The sequence below is a fragment of the Arthrobacter sp. Y3225116 genome, from assembly GCF_059091245.1.
On sequence record NZ_JBNHGL010000014.1, the window covers coordinates 14959 to 34340 of the forward strand.

At 67.4% G+C, this 19382-nt stretch carries 19 protein-coding genes and 1 tRNA gene; 8 read left to right on the forward strand and 12 right to left on the reverse strand.

All coding sequences use genetic code 11. The annotated features are described in order from the left end of the window. Position 1: 1 nt before the first annotated feature. Together AC5RV2_RS03055 and AC5RV2_RS03060 are read right to left on the reverse strand one after the other, a co-directional pair. Positions 2 to 478, reverse strand: a complete 477-nt coding sequence (locus AC5RV2_RS03055; RefSeq protein WP_494091123.1) for an FHA domain-containing protein FhaB/FipA — start codon at positions 476 to 478, stop codon at positions 2 to 4. Continuing rightward, the gene (locus AC5RV2_RS03060) at positions 478 to 1215 is read right to left on the reverse strand and encodes an FHA domain-containing protein (RefSeq protein WP_494091124.1); all 738 of its coding nucleotides are present in this window, start codon (positions 1213 to 1215) and stop codon (positions 478 to 480) included. The genes AC5RV2_RS03055 and AC5RV2_RS03060 overlap by 1 nt, the downstream gene beginning before the upstream one ends. A 363-nt stretch (positions 1216 to 1578) precedes the next feature. Between AC5RV2_RS03060 and AC5RV2_RS03065 the strand changes: the two genes are divergently transcribed. Then, positions 1579 to 1661: transfer RNA gene (locus AC5RV2_RS03065), tRNA-Leu, on the forward strand. Between the two features lie 117 nt (positions 1662 to 1778). Here AC5RV2_RS03065 and AC5RV2_RS03070 read toward each other — a convergent pair. Then, complete coding sequence (locus AC5RV2_RS03070; protein ID WP_494001331.1) at positions 1779 to 2129, reverse strand: DUF5997 family protein; 351 nt, start codon at positions 2127 to 2129, stop codon at positions 1779 to 1781. A 60-nt stretch (positions 2130 to 2189) separates the two neighbouring features. On the opposite strand from AC5RV2_RS03070, the gene AC5RV2_RS03075 reads away from it, so the two are divergent. Genes AC5RV2_RS03075 through AC5RV2_RS03085 form a run of 3 tightly spaced genes read left to right on the forward strand, consistent with a single transcriptional unit; the run spans position 2190 to position 4666 of the window. Beyond that, on the forward strand, positions 2190 to 2999 hold the full coding sequence (locus AC5RV2_RS03075) for a LysR family substrate-binding domain-containing protein (protein ID WP_494091125.1): 810 nt from the start codon (positions 2190 to 2192) through the stop codon (positions 2997 to 2999). 50 nt (positions 3000 to 3049) lie between these two features. Next, complete coding sequence (locus tag AC5RV2_RS03080) at positions 3050 to 3829, forward strand: inositol monophosphatase family protein (protein WP_494091126.1); 780 nt, start codon at positions 3050 to 3052, stop codon at positions 3827 to 3829. A 39-nt stretch (positions 3830 to 3868) separates the two neighbouring features. Continuing rightward, a complete protein-coding gene (locus AC5RV2_RS03085; RefSeq protein WP_494091127.1) occupies positions 3869 to 4666 on the forward strand; it encodes an enoyl-CoA hydratase/isomerase family protein in 798 nt (265 codons plus the stop codon). Between the two features lie 24 nt (positions 4667 to 4690). Here the strand turns inward: AC5RV2_RS03085 and AC5RV2_RS03090 are convergent, their stop codons facing one another. Next, the gene (locus AC5RV2_RS03090) at positions 4691 to 5113 is read right to left on the reverse strand and encodes a hypothetical protein (protein ID WP_494091128.1); all 423 of its coding nucleotides are present in this window, start codon (positions 5111 to 5113) and stop codon (positions 4691 to 4693) included. A gap of 66 nt (positions 5114 to 5179) precedes the next feature. Next, positions 5180 to 6868: a nuclease-related domain-containing DEAD/DEAH box helicase gene (locus AC5RV2_RS03095; RefSeq protein WP_494091129.1), complete on the reverse strand. Its 1689-nt coding sequence runs from the start codon at positions 6866 to 6868 to the stop codon at positions 5180 to 5182. Between the two features lie 227 nt (positions 6869 to 7095). On the opposite strand from AC5RV2_RS03095, the gene AC5RV2_RS03100 reads away from it, so the two are divergent. Continuing rightward, positions 7096 to 7692 (forward strand): SRPBCC family protein, encoded by a 597-nt coding sequence (locus AC5RV2_RS03100; protein ID WP_494091130.1) that lies wholly within the window; start codon positions 7096 to 7098, stop codon positions 7690 to 7692. 57 nt (positions 7693 to 7749) lie between these two features. On the opposite strand, the gene pstS is transcribed toward AC5RV2_RS03100, so the two are convergent. Both pstS and AC5RV2_RS03110 read right to left on the reverse strand, forming a co-directional pair. Further along, positions 7750 to 8865, reverse strand: a complete 1116-nt coding sequence (gene pstS, locus AC5RV2_RS03105) for a phosphate ABC transporter substrate-binding protein PstS (protein ID WP_494091131.1) — start codon at positions 8863 to 8865, stop codon at positions 7750 to 7752. Between the two features lie 42 nt (positions 8866 to 8907). Next, positions 8908 to 10413, reverse strand: a complete 1506-nt coding sequence (locus AC5RV2_RS03110; protein WP_494091132.1) for an FAD-dependent oxidoreductase — start codon at positions 10411 to 10413, stop codon at positions 8908 to 8910. A 124-nt stretch (positions 10414 to 10537) separates the two neighbouring features. Here AC5RV2_RS03110 and AC5RV2_RS03115 point away from each other — a divergent pair, with 124 nt between their 5' ends. Then, on the forward strand, positions 10538 to 11104 hold the full coding sequence (locus tag AC5RV2_RS03115) for a cysteine hydrolase family protein (RefSeq protein WP_494091133.1): 567 nt from the start codon (positions 10538 to 10540) through the stop codon (positions 11102 to 11104). 13 nt (positions 11105 to 11117) lie between these two features. Here AC5RV2_RS03115 and AC5RV2_RS03120 read toward each other — a convergent pair whose 3' ends face one another. Continuing rightward, complete coding sequence (locus AC5RV2_RS03120; protein ID WP_494065397.1) at positions 11118 to 11708, reverse strand: TetR/AcrR family transcriptional regulator; 591 nt, start codon at positions 11706 to 11708, stop codon at positions 11118 to 11120. A gap of 354 nt (positions 11709 to 12062) precedes the next feature. Between AC5RV2_RS03120 and AC5RV2_RS03125 the strand changes: the two genes are divergently transcribed. Beyond that, positions 12063 to 13679, forward strand: a complete 1617-nt coding sequence (locus tag AC5RV2_RS03125) for an MFS transporter (RefSeq protein ID WP_494091134.1) — start codon at positions 12063 to 12065, stop codon at positions 13677 to 13679. Positions 13680 to 13775: 96 nt separating this feature from the next. On the opposite strand, the gene AC5RV2_RS03130 is transcribed toward AC5RV2_RS03125, so the two are convergent. The 3 genes from AC5RV2_RS03130 to AC5RV2_RS03140 form a co-directional block, all read right to left on the reverse strand. Further along, positions 13776 to 15251 (reverse strand): MDR family MFS transporter, encoded by a 1476-nt coding sequence (locus AC5RV2_RS03130; protein ID WP_494091135.1) that lies wholly within the window; start codon positions 15249 to 15251, stop codon positions 13776 to 13778. Positions 15252 to 15346: 95 nt separating this feature from the next. Continuing rightward, complete coding sequence (locus AC5RV2_RS03135; RefSeq protein WP_494091136.1) at positions 15347 to 15826, reverse strand: MarR family winged helix-turn-helix transcriptional regulator; 480 nt, start codon at positions 15824 to 15826, stop codon at positions 15347 to 15349. 128 nt (positions 15827 to 15954) lie between these two features. Beyond that, positions 15955 to 17694 carry a CocE/NonD family hydrolase gene (locus AC5RV2_RS03140; protein WP_494091137.1) on the reverse strand — a complete coding sequence of 580 codons (1740 nt, stop codon included), beginning with the start codon at positions 17692 to 17694 and terminating at the stop codon, positions 15955 to 15957. Between the two features lie 220 nt (positions 17695 to 17914). Between AC5RV2_RS03140 and AC5RV2_RS03145 the strand changes: the two genes are divergently transcribed. After that, positions 17915 to 18856: an MBL fold metallo-hydrolase gene (locus AC5RV2_RS03145; protein WP_494091138.1), complete on the forward strand. Its 942-nt coding sequence runs from the start codon at positions 17915 to 17917 to the stop codon at positions 18854 to 18856. 76 nt (positions 18857 to 18932) lie between these two features. Here AC5RV2_RS03145 and AC5RV2_RS03150 read toward each other — a convergent pair. Continuing rightward, the coding region (locus tag AC5RV2_RS03150) for an alpha/beta hydrolase fold domain-containing protein (RefSeq protein ID WP_494091139.1) at positions 18933 to 19382 on the reverse strand (450 nt) is incomplete at its 5' end.

Below are 19382 nucleotides of genomic sequence, written 5' to 3' on the forward strand. Positions count from 1 at the left end.
GTCAGGGCCTCAACTCAATGACCGTCTTGCCGATCCGGATGGGAACGCCGGGATCAACGGGCAGCGCCCGCGTCAGCTGGTTCTCGGCCAGGTAGGTGCCGTTGGTGGAGCCGAGATCCTCGATGAACCAGCGGCTGCCCTGCGGAAAAAGGCGGGCATGCCGGCCGGAGGCGTAATCGTCCTCCAGCACCAGCGTCGCTTCCTGGGCCCGGCCCAACAGGATGGGGCTCGCGGCCAGTTCCAGCGAGTGACCCGCCAGCGGCCCTTCCGTGACCACCAGGCGGCGCGGAGCCACCCGGGGGGCCGGAGCGTCCGCCAGGTCGGGATTCTTCCGGACTTCGCGCGCGGTGGGGGATCCGGTGCGGCTGCGCTTGCCGATCTGCAGGTCCCGCCGCAGTGCGGAGACGATGCTGATGATCATGACCCAGAGCAGGATCAGGAAACCGAACCGCAGCGCGGTGACGACAAGCTCGCCCATCAGGCCCCGCCGCCCCGTGTCGGCAGCAGGCGGAAGGTAATGCGGGTGCGGCCCATCGTGATGACGGAGCCGTCGGTGAGGTCGATCCGGCCGTCGATCTTCTGGCCATTGACATAGCTGCCGTTGGTGGAACCGAGATCCACGGCCACGGCCGACCCGCCTTCGGTGCGGATCTCCAGATGGCGCCGCGAGACGCCGGTGTCGTCCACCATGATGTCGGCCTCGGAGGAGCGTCCGAGCACGATGGATGGCGCGTTGAGTGAATAGCGCTGCCCGTTGATCTCCAGCACGGGCGTCAGCAGGGTGGGCTGGCGTGACGGCGCCGCGGGGGCACTGCGCTGCATGGGCTGCGGCTGGTGGCCGTCGGACTTGACGACGGTGGCCTCGACTTCGAAGTCGCCGCCCTTGAGTGCGTCGTCCTTGGTGAAGGAAACACGCACCGGGCCCTGCAGGGTGTACTTCTGGCTGTTGACGTGGCGGATGACCACGTCGCACAGTTCTTCGGCCAGGGTGGCGCCCCATTGTTCAGCCATGGCGTAGTCGGAATCGCCCAGCCTGACGTCGAAGACGTTGGGAGCCAACGTGCGGCCCTGGGCCAGGGTGATGGAACCGTTGTCCAGTTCGCGGCGCAGGCGGCTTGCGATCTCCACCGGCTGCACCTGGCCCTTGCCGCCGACAGAGAAGGCGCCGCGGACCATCTTTTCGATGCCGCGCTCCATACTGTCCAGAATGCCCATCGGGCCGCCTCCTCCCAGAGTTGTGGTCAGGTCTGCCCCCGCTGCGACAGCGGACAGGGCACACCTGTCTGGCGATTCTTCCCTTCGATACTACTTGGGCGTGTCCCAAAAGGCCCCATTCGGCAGCGATCGCCGCTGGCGCGGCGGCGCCGGGGCGTGGTGAAGCTCACCCTCACGGAATCACGACGGCGGGGCGTGCGGCCCGCGGCGCAGGCCCTCAGATCCCCGTCCCTGCGCGGTATCCGGGGGGCCGGGCGCCCCGATTGGGAATTTGGGACTGTTTCACGCTACTATTGATCTCGCTGTTCTTGAGGAAAGCGAACCGGGAAACCGGTTGGCTCGCCGAGAGGGCAGGCGAAATGCGCGCGAGTGGCGGAACGGCAGACGCGCTGGCTTCAGGTGCCAGTGTCCGAAAGGGCGTGGGGGTTCAAATCCCCCCTCGCGCACGCAGAGCAAGAGCCCCGGTCTTCGGACCGGGGCTCTTGGCGTTAACGGATACCGGCCCCCTCGCAGCCCCTTGATCAGCGGGGGAGGAGGGGACCGGCGCGCTCGGCGCCTGCTGATCAGCCTTGCTTGCCGGCGGCCTTCACGCGCTGCTCCTCGGCGCGCACCGCGGCGAACGAGGCACGTTCCGCCACCAGCCATTCCGGCGGATCCTGCAGCAACGCGGTGATTTCGGCCGTCGTCAGCGGCTCCGTGATGCCGCCGCGTGCCAGGCCGGAGATGGAGACGTTGAGTTTACGGGCTACCTCCGGCCGCGGATGCGGACCGTTGCGGCGCAGCTCCGCCAGCCATTCCGGCGGATCGGATTGCAGCTGGTTGAATTCCTCCCGCGAGATCAGGCTGTCCTGGAACTCCTGCGGGGCCGCGGGCAGGTAGATGCCCAGTTTCTTGGCGGCCGTGGCCGGTTTCATGGACTGTGCCGATTTCGCGCTCATAAGCCCAGCCTAGCCGCCCTGCGCTACGGTGATGAAGTGCAGGATGCAGACCAGGAACCGACGACCACGGCCCAGTTGGCCGGACTGAAGGTCGGCTATGTCCCGGGCGTGACACCGGGGAAGTGGACCCGCCGGTGGGCGGAGCGGCTGCCCGACGTCCCGCTGACCGCCTTCCAGTGCGGCGAGGAGGAGCAGACGGCCATCCTGCGCGACGGCCGGGCCGACCTGAGCTTCGTCCGGCTGCCCGTAGACCGGGAGGGGCTGAGCGTGATCCCGCTGTACGCGGAACTGCCCGTGGTGGTCGCGCCGAAGGAACACGATGTGGCCCTCTATGACGAGGAAGTCCCGTACCGGGAGATCGCGCACGAGAACTTCCTGGACCCCGGGGAAATGGGCGGCGCCAAGACCGGCATCGAGGTGGTGGCATCCGGGGCGGGACTGATGATCCTGCCCATGTCCGTGGCCCGGCTCTACAACCGCAAGGACGTGGTCTACCGCACCGTCACCGATCACCCCGAGACGCAGATCGGCCTCGCGTGGCTGACCGACCGGACCGAGGCCGCCATCGAGGAGTTCATCGGAATTGTCCGCGGCCGCACGGCGCGCAGTTCGCGCCAGCCCTCGGTGCAGGAACAACAGGGCAAGGGCAAGACCCGCAAGACCACGGGGAAGAACGACGGCGGAGCCCCCGGCGCGGGGAAGGGCGCCGCCGCGGGAAAGGGCTCCGCATCGGGGCGGACGCCGGCATCCGGCAAGGGCGCGAACAAGCCGTCCGGCCAGGGCAAAGGCAGGCCCGGCGGCGGCCGCACGCCGAAGGGCCGCGGGCCGCGGCGGGGCCGCCGGTAGCAACTGCCCCTGTATGCCGTGTTCGCCGCGCCGTTGGCTAGGCTTCAGATATGACCGTGAGCAGCCCTGACCATCTGGACGACACCGAACTCGCGGCCTGGCTGGTGCGCGCCGCCGGAACCCTGGCCAACGGCATGCGGTCGGGGGTGACCACGTTCGAGGAGAAGACCAGCATCTCCGACGTCGTCACCGCCGCCGATCACGCCGCGGAGAAACTGGTAGTGGATACGCTGCGCGAGCTGCGGCCGGAGGACGCGATCCTGGGCGAGGAAGGCTCCAGCCACGAGGGGACCTCGGGCCGGACCTGGGTCATCGACCCGGTGGACGGCACCTACAACTTCTTCACCGGCGGGCACTACTGGTGCTCCGCGCTGGCGCTGACGGATGAGGCAGGGAGCCGGCTGGGGGCGGTCTACCACCCCGCCGAGGACGTCCTGTGGATCGGCGGACGCGACCTGCCCACCACCCGGAACGGCTTGCGCGTGGGCGAAATCGCCAGCGCTCCCTTGGCGGCCAGCTGCGCGGCGGCGTACCTGCATCACACGTATTTGCGCGACGACGCCGCGGGCGAGCCGTACCTGCGCGCCCTGCTCGGTTCGGCCACCTACCGTACCTGGGGGTCGGCGTCGTGTGAGCTGGCGGCAACCTCCGCCGGGATTTTCGGCGTCTGGTACCAACAAGGGCTGCCGGACTGGGACTGGCTTCCGGGCAAGACCCTGGTCGAAGCGGCCGGAGGTTCCACCGCCGTCCTGGAGGTCGGCGGCTACCGCTGGTCGGTGGCCGGGGGACACCGGCAGGTGGCCGACGTGGTCGCCCTGCTGGGGGGATGACCACGTCCGGTCCGGGGCCCGGCGTGGCATAGTGGGGCTGTGGAAAAGACCTACGAAACGATTCAGCTCGAATGCCTCGGCGAATTGGCCACCATCGTCATCAACCGCCCCGAGTCGCTCAACTCCCTGAACACCCAGGTCGTGGCAGACCTGGCGCAGTTCGTCGCGGACATCCGTTCGCCGGAAGGCCGGGAAGTGCGCAGCATCCTGATCACGGGTGCCGGCGGGAAGGCCTTCGCCGCCGGCGCCGACATCCGGGAACTGGCCTCCATGGGGCCGGCCGAAGCGGAAGCACACAGTGCGGCCATGCAGGACCTGACCCGGTTGCTGGAGACCCTGGACCTCCCGGTGATCGCCTGCGTCAACGGGTTTGCGCTGGGCGGTGGCTTGGAATTGGCGTTGGCCTGCGATTTCATCTACGCGACGGCCAACGCGAAGTTCGGCCTGCCGGAAGTCGGCCTGGGCCTCATTCCGGGCTTCGGCGGGACGGTCCGGCTGCCGCAGCGGGTGGGTCCCGGTATGGCCAGGGAACTGATTTTCACGGGCCGCAGCATCGGCGCCGAGGAAGCCCTGCGGATCGGGCTGGCCAACGCCGTCTTCGCCAGCAAAGACGACATGCTCGACGCCGCCGCCGCCACCTGCCGGGAGATCGCCGCCAAGTCCCCCGCCGCCGTCGCAAATGCGAAACGAACGGTGGATGCGGCGCTGGGCCGTCCCACCGCCGACGGGCTGCAGGTGGAGCGCCGGGCCTTCGGGCAGGCCTTCACCACTGAAGACTCGCGCATCGGCCGGGATGCCTTCCTGGCCAAGGAGGCGCCCGCCTTCACCGGGCACTGAAGGCGGGCGCGGGCAGGGAATCGATCAGCGAGGGCGGTGCCACGCCGGATCGTACTGGGTGGCCAGCCGCGCCAGGGTCAGTCCCGCCAGCAGCAGGCCGACGTCACGCAGCGCCACGTCATAGAACCCTGACAGCGTCAGCAGGTTGACGATGATGCCTGCCAGCCAGAGGGAAACGATGTAGGCGCCGTACCGCGGCTTGAACCAGACGACCAAACCGGCGGCTATTTCCACCACGCCGACGATCAGCATGGCGGTGTGGGCGCTGAAGGGCAGCAGGTCAACGACCCAAGGGGCCAGATACTGTTCCCAGTCAGTGAGCAGATTGAAGAACTTGTCCAGCCCCATCAAAATCGGCAGGACGGTGAAGCCCAGCCTGAGCATCCAGAACGCACCGTAGGCGGGCTCGGTCCGGACCCGTTGCAGCGCAGGAGTGGTGGTTGCCATGGGAACCTCCGGTAAATTCTAAAAACCGAATAAGTAGTTTTAGAATGCTCCGCTGCGGCGGGAAAGTCAATGGCCGTGCTGTTGCCGCTCAGGATCCCAGGATTCGGTCTGGGTCAGTCTCTTGATCAGGGCGGGGCTGCCGACACTGGTGAGGGCCGATCGTTCGCCCACGACGACCAGCAGGCTGCGCGCGCGGGAGAAGCCTGAATAGAGCATCTCGCGCGCCCGCTCGGGATCGCCGAAGCCGTTGACCGCCAAGACCACCACCGAGCGTTCGAGTCCCTTGAAGCCGAGCACGTCGCCGTAAAACACGCCGTCGTCGTCAAAAAAGGCGTCCCAGTATCCGCGCCAGCCCAATGCGTCCACCGCTTGCTGATGGGCCGGATGCTTGCGCTTCGTGGTCAGCAGCGCCACCTGCTGCGGGGCCCAGCCTTCACGCTCGACCAGCTGCGCCACCGCATCGTCGGCCCGCTGGATGACGGTCCCGGCCGTCGCCTCCACCAGCCGGATGCGCGGGCCGGAGAGGCCCCGAGGAATCGCCAGCTCGGTGGACAGCGCGCCGCAGAGCGCCGCGATCTGCTTGGTATTGCGCAGGTTTTCATTCAGCACCAAGGGAGGCACTTCAATCGGCGGCCGGCCGTCGCGGCCGAAAAGGCGCTGGTCTTCGTCCATAAACACATACAGGCCGCCGGCAGCAGGTTCCTTCAGGCACTCCAAGACGGCCTCCCACCACAGCGTGCCAAAGTCCTGGCCCTCGTCGACGACGATGGCGTCGAAGAGTTCGCTGACCGGCTGGTTCTTGGCCAGCCGTTTGAGTGTCCGGGGGAGGTAGTGCTCGTAGTACTGGTTGGTGAGCAACCGGGGATCCAGCGGATGGTGCGCGGCCCAGCGGACCGGCAGGTCATAGAACATGCCCACGTGGGCCGGGCGTTCTGCCGGCTTCCACCCGGCCGTCTCGGTCTCGAAGTACCGGGCCAGGCCGCGGCTGGAGCACAGCAGCGCCACCCGCTTTCCGTCGCGGGCCAACCGCCGGGCCTGTTCCAACGCAAGCCAGGTCTTGCCCGTGCCCGCGCCGCCGATGACGCGTGCCCGCGGCTGGTCCTTCAGGACATCAAGGATCGCCGATTGGTCCCGCGTCATCTGCTCGGCGCGGCTTTCGTGCTCGGCCGCCGCCGAGAGCGCCCCGGCGTCCGGCCGCGGGCGCGTCAGCCATGCCACGATGCGGTCGGCGACATCCGGCGCGGTTTCGCCGTCCCCGTCGCCGCAGAAATTGATGGCTTCCCTGACCGTGTCGTCCGGATACTTCAGGTCCTCGCTGCCGATCACCATGGAACGCCTGAGGCCGGGGATGTCCCAATGGCGCGGAAGCCGCGTCTCCGGAAAGGCCAGCAGGTGGGCGAACCGGACCCTGCGGCTGAGCCCCAACTGGGAGCCGAGGTAGCGCTGGAGCATGTGCCGCGCGTCCTGGGCGTGAACCAAGGGATCCTTGATGCGGTGCTGCCGGCCGCTGCCGGACTGGTACCACTGGCCCGCGTCGTAGCTGATCTGCCCGCCTTTGACCTCGATGGCCGCGATGCCGACGCCGGGCCAGACAACGAGCAGATCGATCCGCCGGGCGGCGCCGTTTTCGACGATGTCGACCGAATGCAGCAGGGCGGCGGACGGCGGCAGGGTACGCTTCAGCGCCTCCCAGACCTGCCGTTCGGCAGGCTGGTCCCGGCCGAACTCGGGCTGTTCCGGAAAACAGCGCGGCATACCGCCCCCTCAACATCAACGCAGTGGTTTACCACACAGACTACCCAATGCAGGACAACCTCCCTTCCGCCCCGGAACGCGGGGCCCGGTTGCAGCCAACCCTCCCGCACGTGCGGGAGGGGCCGTTCATTGCCGCGCCCCGGGCCGTTCTGTAGCGTTAACCGCAGGTGGCAAACTCATGGAGGCGGTGCCTGCGGCGCCGTTCCCTCGGCGGAATGAGGATGATCATGGCAACCATCGAAGAAACGGTCGAGATCTCGCTGCCCGCCGCGAAGGTTTATGACGAGTGGCTGCGCTTCGAGTACTTTCCCTCCTTCATGCACGGCGTGAAATCGGTGATCCGGACGTCCGACACCACGCACCATTGGGTCACGAAAGTCGGCGGCGTGCAGCGCGAATTCGATACGGCCGTGACCGAGGACGAGCCCGGAGAGCGGATCGTGTGGAGGAGCGAAGGCGGAATCAGGCACAGCGGCACCGTGACGTTCGGGAGAATCGACGCCGACAGAACGTCGATGCACGTCCACCTCGATTGGGAGCCGCATTCCCTGCTGGAAAAGGCCGGTTCCGGACTGGGATCGGACCACCGGGAGGTGCGCAACGAGTTGTGGCGCTTCAAGACCTTCGTCGAGTCCGGGGGATCGGAAATGCACGAGCCGGGCAACCAGCAGTTCTACGGCGGAACCTTCGCCGGCGGATTTCCTCCCTCAGCCTCGGCCCAGCCGGACATTCCCCGAAACGAGGACGCCAACGCCTACGACCGGGAGCCGGACGTTCAGGAGCCTGAGGACCGGGAGAACCGCAGGCCGGGTTCCGGCAGCTAGCCCGCCGCTCGGGCGTGCGGCCGCTGTCAGGAACGCGCGCTAGGCGCGCGGCCTCTGTCACGAACGCGCGCTGATCCGCTCCACGGAATCCACGGCACGCTTCGACAACTCCTCGGACAGCGGCGCGCTCTTGGCCGAGTCCGCCGCGTCGTTTTGGCCTTCGGGACTCAGGACATACTGCGCGAACGCCTTGACCAGGTCCACCTTCTCCTGGTCCTCGTACGTGGTGCAGTAGATGTGGTAGGAGACCAGCATCAGCGGGTAGGCGCCGGCGGCGGTAGTCGTCCGGTCCACCTCCAGGGCCAGATCGTATTCCGGCCGCCCCTCGACGGGCTTGGCTTCGTCCAACGCCTTCGCTGCCGCTTCCGCGCTCACCGGGACATAGTCCTGGCCAACCTTGAGGTTGACCTTGCCCAGGGGATCCCCGACGGCGGAATCGTCCGCATAGGTAACGGCGCCCGCCGTGCCGGCGACCATGCTCACAACGCCGGTAGTACCCTGCGCGTTTTCCCCGGCGTATTCTCCGGGCCAGGTGTCGCTGGGCTCCGGCGTCCAGACCTCGGGGACCACGGCGTGCAGGTACTCGGTGAAGGTTTCGGTGGTGCCGGAGTCCTCGGAACGGTTGACGGGAGTGACCGCAAGATCGGGCAGCTCCACGCCCGGGTTGTGCTCCGCGATGGCGGGGTCGTCCCATGACCGGATCTCGCCCTGGAAGATCCTGGCAATGGTTTCGGCGTCCAGGTTCAGCTCGGTGATGCCCGGAAGGTTGAACGCCACGGTGATGGGGGAGATGTAGGACGGGACGTTGAAGCCGCCCTCGGGGCCGCAGACCTTGCGCGACTGGTCAACTTCTTCGTCGTCCAGGTAGGCATCCGAGCCGGCAAACTCGACGGCGCCGGCCAGGAAGGCGGTGCGTCCTGCGCCGGAGCCATCCGGCGAATACTGGACCTGCGCGTCGGAATGGAGCAGGCCGAAGCCGGCCACCCACGCGTCCATCGCCGCGTTCTGGGATGATGCTCCGGCTCCTGTCAGCGTGCCCGACAGGGAGGAGCCCTGCCGGGCGGCGGCTTCCTGGGCCGGACCCAGCGGGTAGTCGGAGCCGCAGGCGGCCAGGGACAAGGACATTAAGGCGGCGGTACCAAGGGCGGCCGCGCGGCGTTTCAACTGAGGCATCCGCACTAGACTACCGGTGCGGCGGCATCACTCCCAAGGGGGCTACCGTGCCTCGAGGTCCTTGACGGCGGGGCCTTCCAGCACCTTGCCGTCCGCGCTGAAGCGGGACCCGTGCAGGGGGCAGTCCCAGCTGCCCTCCGCGTCGTTCCAGGACAGCACGCCGCCCAGATGCGTGCAGACCGCGCTGACCCGGTGCGTGGCGGAGCCCACGGTACAAATGCCCACCGGCCGCGAATCTTCCCGCACCACAGTGCCCTGACCCTCCGGCGGTGCCGCATGCGTGGTCCGGGTCAATCCACCCAGCCATCCGGACAGCAATTCCAACCCGACGGACAAATTGGTGCCGGCGGTGCTGGCCGCGTCCCGCCCGGAGATGCGTGACTTATAGAGATCCTTGGCCCAATGATTGTCGCCGCCCAGGATCGAGGCCGACAGCGCCAGTGCCGCCGCCACCCCGTTGGTCATGCCCCACTTGTTGAATCCGGTGGCCACCATGATGCGCTTTTCTGCGGGCAGGATCGGACCCACGTACGGCACCGCACCGGCCGGTTCATAGTCCTGCGCCGACCAGGTATGCGTGGGCTGGGCACCCGGGAAGTGCTGTTGGGTCCAACGGATCAGGTCATCGACCAGGCCCCGGGTATGGCCGTGGCGGCCGACGACGTGGCCGTTGCCGCCGGCCAGCAAGACCTCCCGGTCGCCGTGGCGCGCGGTCCGCAGCGAGCGGGTCGGCCCGTCGATGGACAGGTACATCCCGGACGGGATGCGCCCGGGCACCGTCAGGGCGGCGGCGTAGGAACGCATGGGCTTGAGCACGCTGAAATGTCCGCCGCGGTTAAGCATGGGCGTGCCGGTAGCCAGCACCAGGATGCCGGTCTTAAGGTCGCCCAGCCCCGTGCGCACGGTGATGTTTCGCGGCCCCGCCCCGGCACCGCCGTCGTCCGCGCGGCCGATGCCCGTGACCCGCATGCCCTCGAAGACCAGGCCTCCGCGGCTGCGCAGTTCTGCAACCAGCGCCGCCAGGAGGTGCATCGGATGGATCTGGGCCTGGTCGGCCAGCCGCAGCATCCCGGTGACCTCGAACGGCAGCTCGCCAGCACCGGAGACTTTTTCGACCGGCAGGCCGGCGGATTCGCTGGCGCGCTGCTCTGCCGCCAGATCCTCGGCGCCCTGGGGGGTGGTGGCGTAGGTGAAGGCGTCGCGCCGGTCGTATTCCACCCGGTGTTCGTCGCAGTACCGCAGGATCCACGCCTGGGCTTCACGCTGGGCGGCAACATAGGCCGCGCCGGTGCCGGAATCGTGATGGTTCGCGATGCGCGACAGCTGGCTGCCCTGCAGCAGGGATACCTTGGCGGTCGTGTTGCCGGTAGTGGCGGCCCCGACCGACCGGGCCTCCGCCACGGCAACCCGCTGCCCGGCCCGCGCGAGCAGGACAGCAGTGGTGAGGCCGGTCAGCCCGGCTCCGGCGACGACGGAGTCGAACCCGGTCTGGCCGGAGTACGTGTCAACCGGAATCTCTTGGGCGGTATCGAGCCAGAGTGAATGCATGACGCTGTCCTTTCGGCCGGATGGTAGTACACACCACACCCTGTCCCTGCTGGCGCGTCAAGACCCAAACTGCGGGTGCACCTGACAGGATGGAAGCGAGGACGACCGGCGGAAGGCGGAGGGCATGAAAACTGCGGTGCTGATGATCGACTTGCAGAACGCGTACTTCGAGGACCCTGCCTTGGCCAAGCGGCAGGAAGCCGTGGTGGAGTCAGCCAATCTGTTGATCAGGACCGCGACGGCGGCCCAGGTGCCGGTGCTGCTTGTCTACACGCAACACCGCAGGGACCGTTCAACCTGGACCCTCAGCATGCTCGACAATGACCAGGGATTCCTGTTCGAGGGGACCGAGCAGGCAGAATTCCTGCCCGGGCTGCAAACAGAGGGCCTCGAGCGCGTCGTCAAGACACGCGACAGCGCGTTTTTTGGTACGGGCCTGGCCGAGCGGCTGCGGGACGCCGGGGTGGAACGGCTGGTCCTGGCAGGCGTGGCGACCCACAACTGCGTGGCGCAGACGGCGGCCGATGCGTTCGCCCACAACTTCCGGGTGGTCTTCGCCAAGGACATGATCGCCTCGACCAATGAGGACTATGCCGGTTCCATGCTGCAGATCCTCAGCGATGAGTACCGCCAGCCCGTGCTGGGCCGCGGCGCGCTGGCCGAATTGCTGGCGGGCGCGCGCGAAGGGTGATCCTGCCTCAGTCTTACCCCTCCGAGAGCAGGTGGCACCAGGAATCCGTCAAGGTTTCCAGGCACATCTCGCGGTCCATGATCCAGCCCGTGCGGATCCACCGCTGCGAGAGGTATTCCAGCTGGCCGAAGGCGAGGACGCAGCGGACCTGGCGGCTGGCCGGGTCGAACCGCCCCGACCGATCCAGCCCCGACGTCATGTCCGCCGCCACATCGCGGAACCAGTCCTCCATGACCTTTGCGACCTCGGGCTCGACCGGGGCCGCCTGATAGACGGCATGCAGATAGGGTCGGGTTGCTTCCCATTGGTCGAATTTCCGGCTGATCCAGGCGCGGATCAGGTCGCGGGTACCCAGTTCCACCACGGTGGCCAGGGCCGGGTCGTCCACGCTGGTGAGAATGGAGTCAACCGTCTTCACGACGTCGCCCATCAGCTGCGCCTTCGACGCGAAGTGCAGGTAAAAGGTCGTCCTCGTAGTGCCGGCACGGGCGGCAATGTCATCGATCGTGGTGGCCGCGTAGCCCTTGGATTCAAAGAGGTCCAGGCCGGTGTCTAAAAGAAGTTGCCTGGTCTGCTGTTTCTGAGCCTCGCGGAGTGTTGCCATGCCACACAGAATAGCCGGTGGCCGCGGCTCCTCCGGACCACCCGGGGCTCCCCTCCGGATTTCCCCGCACCGCTGCAGCACTACCGCCCGCGGTTCGTGGCTCGGAGGCCTTTGAAATGACATCTTGAATCTTCACTTGACACTGTGTATTTCGAATCACTACTGTTAGCCCCATCACGATGGGCCTGTCGCCTGCATCACAGGATGCCGCGGACAGCACAGGGCGGTGCGGCAGGGTCTCGTCGACCAACCGGTTTCAGCGAGTGCGGACGAATGCGGCCGCCATGCCCCGGTCGGTTCCGTCCGAGCACCACCCGTTCACCACACCGCTCACACCATGACAAGGAAGTTCATATGAGCCAGGACCAGGGGACCCACACGCCATCGCCGCAGTCCTACCCGCCGCGCCAGGCCCCGCCCGTGGAAGTCACGCCCGCGCGCACCAGGGGCACCTTGGTCGCCGCGTCGTTGGCCGTCATGGTGGCGCAGATCGCCAACGCGCTGCCCGGCGCCCTCAATGGCGAATTCCAGGTCACCTTCAACACGTTCGGTTCCCAGCTGACCTGGATCACCGCCGCGTTCATGATTCCGGTGGTGGTTTTCGAGCTGACCTTCGGCGTGCTCGGCGACAGGTACGGCCACCGCAAGCTGGTCGTGGGCGGCGCCGTGCTGGTCATGATCGGCTCGCTGGTCTGTGCCATCTCCCCGACGGTCCAGGCCATGTGGATCGGCTCCGCCATCAACGGCCTCGGAGCTGGTGCGATTTTCCCCGCATCGTTGGCGTTGGTTGCTTCTGTGGCGCGCTCCATGCAGGAGCGCGTGCGCGGCATCGCCATCTGGGCGGGCTTCCTTTCGGCCGGTTCCGCCCTGTCGCCCTTGCTCGGCGGCGTGTTTGCCGGCTTCGGCTGGTGGCGCGGGGCCTATGCGGTGGTGGTGTTGGCGGCCCTCGCCGCACTGCTGCTGACCGCCCTGCGCTCCGCCGAGGCCAAGGTGGCCCGGGAGCGCCGGATGGATGTCTGGGGCCAAATCACCTTCGCACTGGGCCTGATCCTGGTGCTCTTCGGGCTGGTACAGGGTCCCGAAGACGGCTGGACCAGCACCCACGTGGTAACCGCCCTCGCCTCCGGTGCGGTGCTGCTGGCGGTCTTTGTGGCCATCGAACTGCGCGTCGAGTCCCCGCTGCTGGAGCTGAGGCTGTTTTTGAACCGCCAGTTCGCCATCGCGTCGATCGTGGCCGTGGTCGGCATGTTCGCTTTCCTGGGCGCCTGCTTCTCCACGAGCATGTGGCTGGGTCCGGTCCAGCACCAGAACCCGCTGTACCTCGGCCTGCTGTTCCTGCTGCTGCAGGGGCCCGCCTTCGTGTTGATCCCCGTGCTGTCCCGGCTGCAGGCCCGCGTCTCATCCCGCTGGCTGATGACGTTCGGATTCCTGGCCATGGCTGCCGGCGCACTGATCAACTCCACTGCCGATGTCACCAGCCGCGACGTGACCGCTTTCATCCTGCCGTCCCTGCTGGTCGGACTCGGTTTCGCCTTCACGCTGAGCCCGATGACCGCCATCGCCGTGAACTCGGTGCCGCGTGAGATGACCGGCATGGCCAGCGCCACCACCAACTTGCTGCGCGACCTCGGGTTTGCGCTCGGACCGGTGCTGGTGGGCGCCATTGCCCTCTCCACCGCCGGCGAAAAGCTCATGACCTCCCTGCAGACCTCCGGTTTGGCTCCGGACCAGCTGGGTCCGGCGATGGGCATTGCGGAAGCGGGCGGCCCGATCGCGCTCAACAGCATCCCCGAGGGTGTTCCCGGATCGGGCGGCAGCCAGTTCGCGCTCGAGGCCCTGGGCAGCGGATTCACGCAGGCCTTCCTGGTGGTTGCCATCGCGGCCCTGGCCGCGGCATTGCTCAGCTTCTTTGGGTTGCACGGCGTCAAGGAAACCGAACCGGAAGCAGCGGCACCGCATACGGCCGCGTAGCATCCCGCAGCGGGGCGCGCGACCGAGACGGAGGAAGCCGGCCATCCCGTGGGGGTGGCCGGCTTCCTGTGAGCGTGCGGGCGGGGCAATCGGGCCCTAGTGGTCGGCGTTCTCCTGCAGGCGCCGAACGAACGGTGCGCACACGACGGCCACGAGGCCGAGGATGCCGCCGACCGTGAAGGCGACCCGGACGCCGTCGACCAGGGCGACGTTCGCCGCGATGCCGCTGGCGGCTGCCGCCGCCGTACCGATGGTCATGGCGGCAATGAGAACCGCTGTACCCGCGGCGCCGGCCAACTGCTGCAGGGTATTCATGATCGCGCTGCCGTGGCCGTACTGCGCACGCGGCAGGGCGCCCAGGGCCACGGTCATCAGCGGCGTCATCAGCATGGCCATGCCGACGCAGAACACAGTATGGAAGATGACGATCGTCGTCACCGGGGTATCAATGTGGACGCTGCCCAGCAGCCACTGCCCGCCGGCCAGCAGGAAGGCGCCGGGAATGACGATGGGCCGGGGGCCCACCTTGTCGTAGATGCGGCCCACGATCGGGGACACGATGCCTTGGATCAGGCCGCCGGGCAGGAGGGCCAGGCCGATGGTCAACGTGCTCAGTCCCATGCCGTTCTGCATGAAGATCGGCATCACCATGACCGTGCCCAGCATGGTGGCCATGGCGATCATCACGATGATGACCGAGATGCGGAAGTTGTGCACCTTGAACGGACGGAGGTCCAGCAAGTCGGACTCGGTCTTGCGCAGGGCACGCTGGCGCTGAATGAAAAGGACCAGCGCGACGGCGCCGACAACCAGTGCCACGACCGGGGCCCAGGAGCCTTCCATCAGGTCGGCGATCGAGGACAGCGCATAGACGATGCCGCCGAAGGCGAAGGCGGAGAGGATGACCGAGAGGACATCCAGCGGAGCCTTGCGCGTCTCCTTGCCGGTCTTGATGGCAATGACGCCGAAGAGGAAGACGATGATGGCCACCGGGACCATCAGGCCGAAGACCCAGCGCCACGTCAAGGAGTTGATGACGGCGCCGGAGAGGGTGGGGCCGATGGCCGGAGCCACGGAGATGACCACGGAGTTAAGGCCCATGACGGTGCCGCGGTGCCGGACCGGCACGGAGGTGAGCGTGGTGGTCATCAGCAGCGGCAGAATGATGGCCGTGCCGGACGCTTGGACGATGCGCGCGATGAGCAGCACCGCGAACGTCGGGGCGATGGTCGCCAGCGCCGTGCCGACGATGAAGAGCAGCATGGCACTGACGAAGAGGCTCTTCGTGGTAAACCGCTGAAGCATGAAGCCGGTGGTCGGAATGACAACGGCCATCGTGAGCATGAAGCCCGTGGTCAGCCACTGCGCCGTTGTGGCCTGGACGCCCAGGTCCGCCATCAGGTCGGGCAGGGCGACGGTCAGCACGGTCTCGTTGAGGATCATGATCAGCGCTGACAGCACCAAGGCGGTGATCACGGCGGCGATGCGCTTGGGCGAGATCCTCTCGGGCTCCACGGCCTCTGCCGCCTCCACCTCTCCGGGTGGAATTTTCTCCTCTAGGACGTCTTTCATGGACACCTTTTCTGGTTGGGGGGCGCGGGCAGAAGGGCACCGCTAATACTTACAAAAGTATAAGTATAACGAAAAATTAAAGCCTGCCCGACGGTTCAGCGCTGGTCCGGCTCGTTGATCAGTGCCGCCAGGCGCTGGAGGGCGGGCAGGCTCGCGGCGATCTGCTCCCGTTCCCCGGGGTGCAGCCTGGCTGCCGCCGTCCCGAGGGTTTCCGCCCACGCGGTTTCCAGCATGATCCTGATCCGCTGGGACTCGTCGGTGGGGTGCAGCGTCACGTAGCGCTTGTCCGCCTCGTCGCGTCTCCGCGTCACGAGCCCGCGGGCCACCAGTTCGCGCAGCTGGGTGCTCACGTTGCTGAACTGGCGGTCGAGCCTGGAGGCGACCTCGGCCACGGTTATGCCGGGGTGCGCTTCGATGACCCGCATGATGTCCACCATGCCGTTGGGCAGCAAGGGGACGCCGGAATTCTCGTGGGATTTTCGGCGGACATCGGAGGAGATGTCGATCAAGGCCACCGCCAGATCGCGGTTGTCCTCGACGGCTTTCCGCGCCTTGCCGCGCTCGGTTGTTTCCATTACCCAAGGATAAGAGGTGCGCCGGGCACCTCCGGCCGTGACGTTCAGGATCGCTGATCACCACGGCCGGGGTGAGGTCCTAGGTGCACCTCGAGGGCGGCCGGCCGGCAGTCGGGGCTGCCGTCGCGTCAGTTCGCCTCATCCTCCGCCGTGCGGGCGGTGAAGGGCAGGACCAGTCGGGACCGGTGCGCGGCGTCGCGGTAGATCTTGTGCGTGGCGGGGCGTCCCACCGGGAGGTGGAAGGCGTCTGGCGGCAGCAGTGCGTTGTGCTCGTCGGCCAGCGGCTCGCCGTTGGAAAGTTCGGCCACCAGCCGGTGTCCCGGCTTGAAGGTGTTCGCGAACGGATAGAGGCGCAGGACGTACTCCTCGATCTTCCCCGGCTCCACCGGCACGGCACGGGTGTGCGGGTGGATCGGGTTGCCCTCGCTGGTGCGCTCCTCGTCGAGCTCGCGGTGCGAGGCCTTGAGGTACCCGGTGGTGATCAGCTGTCGCTTGCCGTTCGGGGCGTAGTCCCACAGGCGCAGGATGAAGTTCGAGTCCGGCTGGTCGATCTCGGCGAAGATGTGCGCGGCGCCGGTGCCGATCATCTCCGTGTCCTCTTCGAACGGCCCGGTGCTCCAGCTGATGATTTCCACCTTGTCGGTCACCGTCAGCGGCGCCTGGTAGAAGCCGTCCGGGGCCGCGTACTCGACGCCCATCAGCTCCGGCTCGGCCGACAGCTTGTGGCGCGGACGCAGGTAGAGGGATTTGTACTCGATCTCCTTCGGCGGCCACTGGTCCGCCTCGACGGTCTCGCGGGAACCTTCCACGAAAACGCTCACGGCCGGCTCGTCCATCACGCCGTTGTCGATGCCCTTGATCCAGTAGTCGTACCAGCGGAACATCTTGTCGTGCTCCTCGATGAAGGGGCGCGACCGCATGGGCGGGTAGGGGCCGATGGTCAGCTTCTTGGGTCCCTTGAGCGAGTTGTACAGCTCGATGGTGCCGTCCATGGTCCAGCCGCGGCCCTGGTCGATTTGGAGCCAGACCGGGATGTCGATGTTCGGGGCGAGCGTGATCGGGTTGCGCTCCTCGTACCACTCGCCGTCCAGCTCGTTCATGACAATGTCGAACCAGGCTTCGTGGTTCTTGGGGTAATGCAGCACGTGGACCAGGTTCGGCCACGCGGCGACGTCCGGGTCCTCGAGGCGCTTGGCGACCAGCTTCTTGAGCTCCTCGGGCGGGTACTTTTCGATCATGCGGGACTTGACGCCGTTGGTGAAGGCCCAGCCGGAGTCTCCGCCGCGGCCTTCGCGGGCGGCGCGGGGCATGAACCACATGATGCCGCCGTGGTAGGTGGTTTCGTAAAAGTCGTAGTGGCCGCCGCTGACGAAAATCGCCTTCAGGTGGGGCGGGCGTTCGGCCGCGGCCAGCACCTGCATGGAGCCGAAGTAGGAGATGCCGACCATGCCGACGTTGCCGTCGCACCACGGCTGTTCGGCAACCCATTCGATGAAGTCGTACGCATCCTGGCCCAGCGATACGCCGCCGGCGTTGTAGTTGCCGATGTGCTCGCCGCCGGAGTCGCCGGACCCCCGCAGGTCGCCGATGACGTGGACGTAGTCCTCCTTGACGATGCGGGCGATGTCGCCGGCCTCGATGCACCCGTCCCACATCGGGCTCGGACGCCGCTGCGGGGGAGTGGTCAGCGCCAGCGCCTGCAGCTCCTTGCCGTACGGGCTCAGGGCCACCAGTGCCGGCCGGGGCTTGTCCTCAAGGCCCTGGTAGGTGTCCGCGGCGAGCTCGACGCCGTCGCGCATCGGGATCCGCAGGTCCTTGCGGATCTTGATCGTCTCCCCACCGGCATTCCACGTCGTGAAATCAGTCATGAGTGTGCACTTCCTTGTAGACGTTCGAGTGCCAGGTGTCCCGCTGGCAGGCGTGCTCTCCAGAGCGTGGCTCGATTATATTATTATAATAAAGTGCGTGCAAACGATGGTGACCCCAGGTCCGGGCCGCGGGGCCGAAAGGCCGCGCGAGGGCAGGGGTGTGCCCTGTCGAGCCGTACCATCAGGACCGTGAACGGGTCCCGGAGCTGAGGAGAGAACAATGACGCAAGAAGTGACCATCCATCCGCTGGTCTCGCCCTGGGGCCGCTTCGGTCTCTACAGCTTCTTCATCGACGCGCCCGAGCCGGCCATCGTCGACACGGGCATCACCACGTCACCGGCCGAGGGTATGGTGCCGGAGCTGGAGAAGCTGGGCCGGCGCATCGAGGACGTCAAGTGGATCCTGCTGACGCACGGCCACATCGACCACCTCGGCGGTGCCCACGCCCTCTGGGAGCTCACCGGCCGGAAGGCAAAGGTCGTCATCCACCGGGCGGACGCCCCGTTGCTGCGCTCCCGGCAGGCGCACGTGCAGAACTACCTCGACGTCCGCCGGCAGTACCTGGACAACCCGAACGCCGTCGGGGAGCAGACGAAGGCAGCCGGGCATGCCATCTCGGGCGAGATGGAACCGGACATGCTCCTGGAGGGCGGCGAAACCCTCAGCCTTGGCGGGGACGTCACGGTCTCCGTGCACCACATCCCCGGCCACACCGCCGGCTCCGTGGCCTACGTGGTGGACGGGCAGGACGCGGTGTTTGTCGGCGACTCCGTCCAGGTCCACGGTGCCGCCAACCACTTCCCGGGCTACGAGGACCCGGATGCCTACCGGGCCAGCCTCCGCTACCTGCGCGACGAGATCCGTCCCCAGCGCCTGTACCTTGGCCACCCCTACCGCAACACCGAGGGCGTGCCCTTCGACATCGGGATGGACGGCGGCACGGCCCGGCAGGCCCTGCAGGAGAGCCTGGACATCGAGGCCCGGGTCCGGGCCGCCGCGCGCCGCTCGGTGGAGGGCGGCCTGCGGGAGACCGACTCGCCCTATTCGCCGTTCGCCTCGGTGGCCGAGGAACTCGGCTATACCGGGGATCCGACGCTGGAGCCTTCCCCGTTCTTCACGACGCTGCACGGCTACCGCAAGCTGTACGGCAAGACCGCCTGACCGGTCCCAGCCCCAAACGACGACGGCGGCGCGCACCTGTGGGTGCGCGCCGCCGATGCGTTCGGGGTGGGTGGGGTCAGCCCCGGTTGAGGAACTCGCCCGTTTCCTGGTAGGCCCGGTACATGTCCGGGATCCAGAAGAAGTTCTGGACGAAGCCGTGGTTGGCGCCCGCGTAGCGGCTGACGGTGGTGTCCACGCCGGCCTCCTTCAGGCGCCGGCCGTAGAGTTCGCCCTCGTCGCGCAGGGGATCGTACTCGGCGGTGATGATCAGGGCCTTCGGCAGGCCGGTGAGGTCCTCGCGCTTGATCGGGGAGACCAGCGGGTCGGCCGGGTCCGCGCCGCTCTCGAGGTAGAAGGAGTTCCACGGCTTCAGCGCCGGGGTCTCCAGGCCGTAGCCGGTGGCGTTCTCCCACAGCGAGGCGTAGCGGACCTCGTCGAAGTCCAAGTCCAGCGACGGGTAGTACAGGACCTGGTGCGTGATCCGGTCGAAGCCCTCGTCGTGGGCCATCGCCGTCACCGCCGCCAC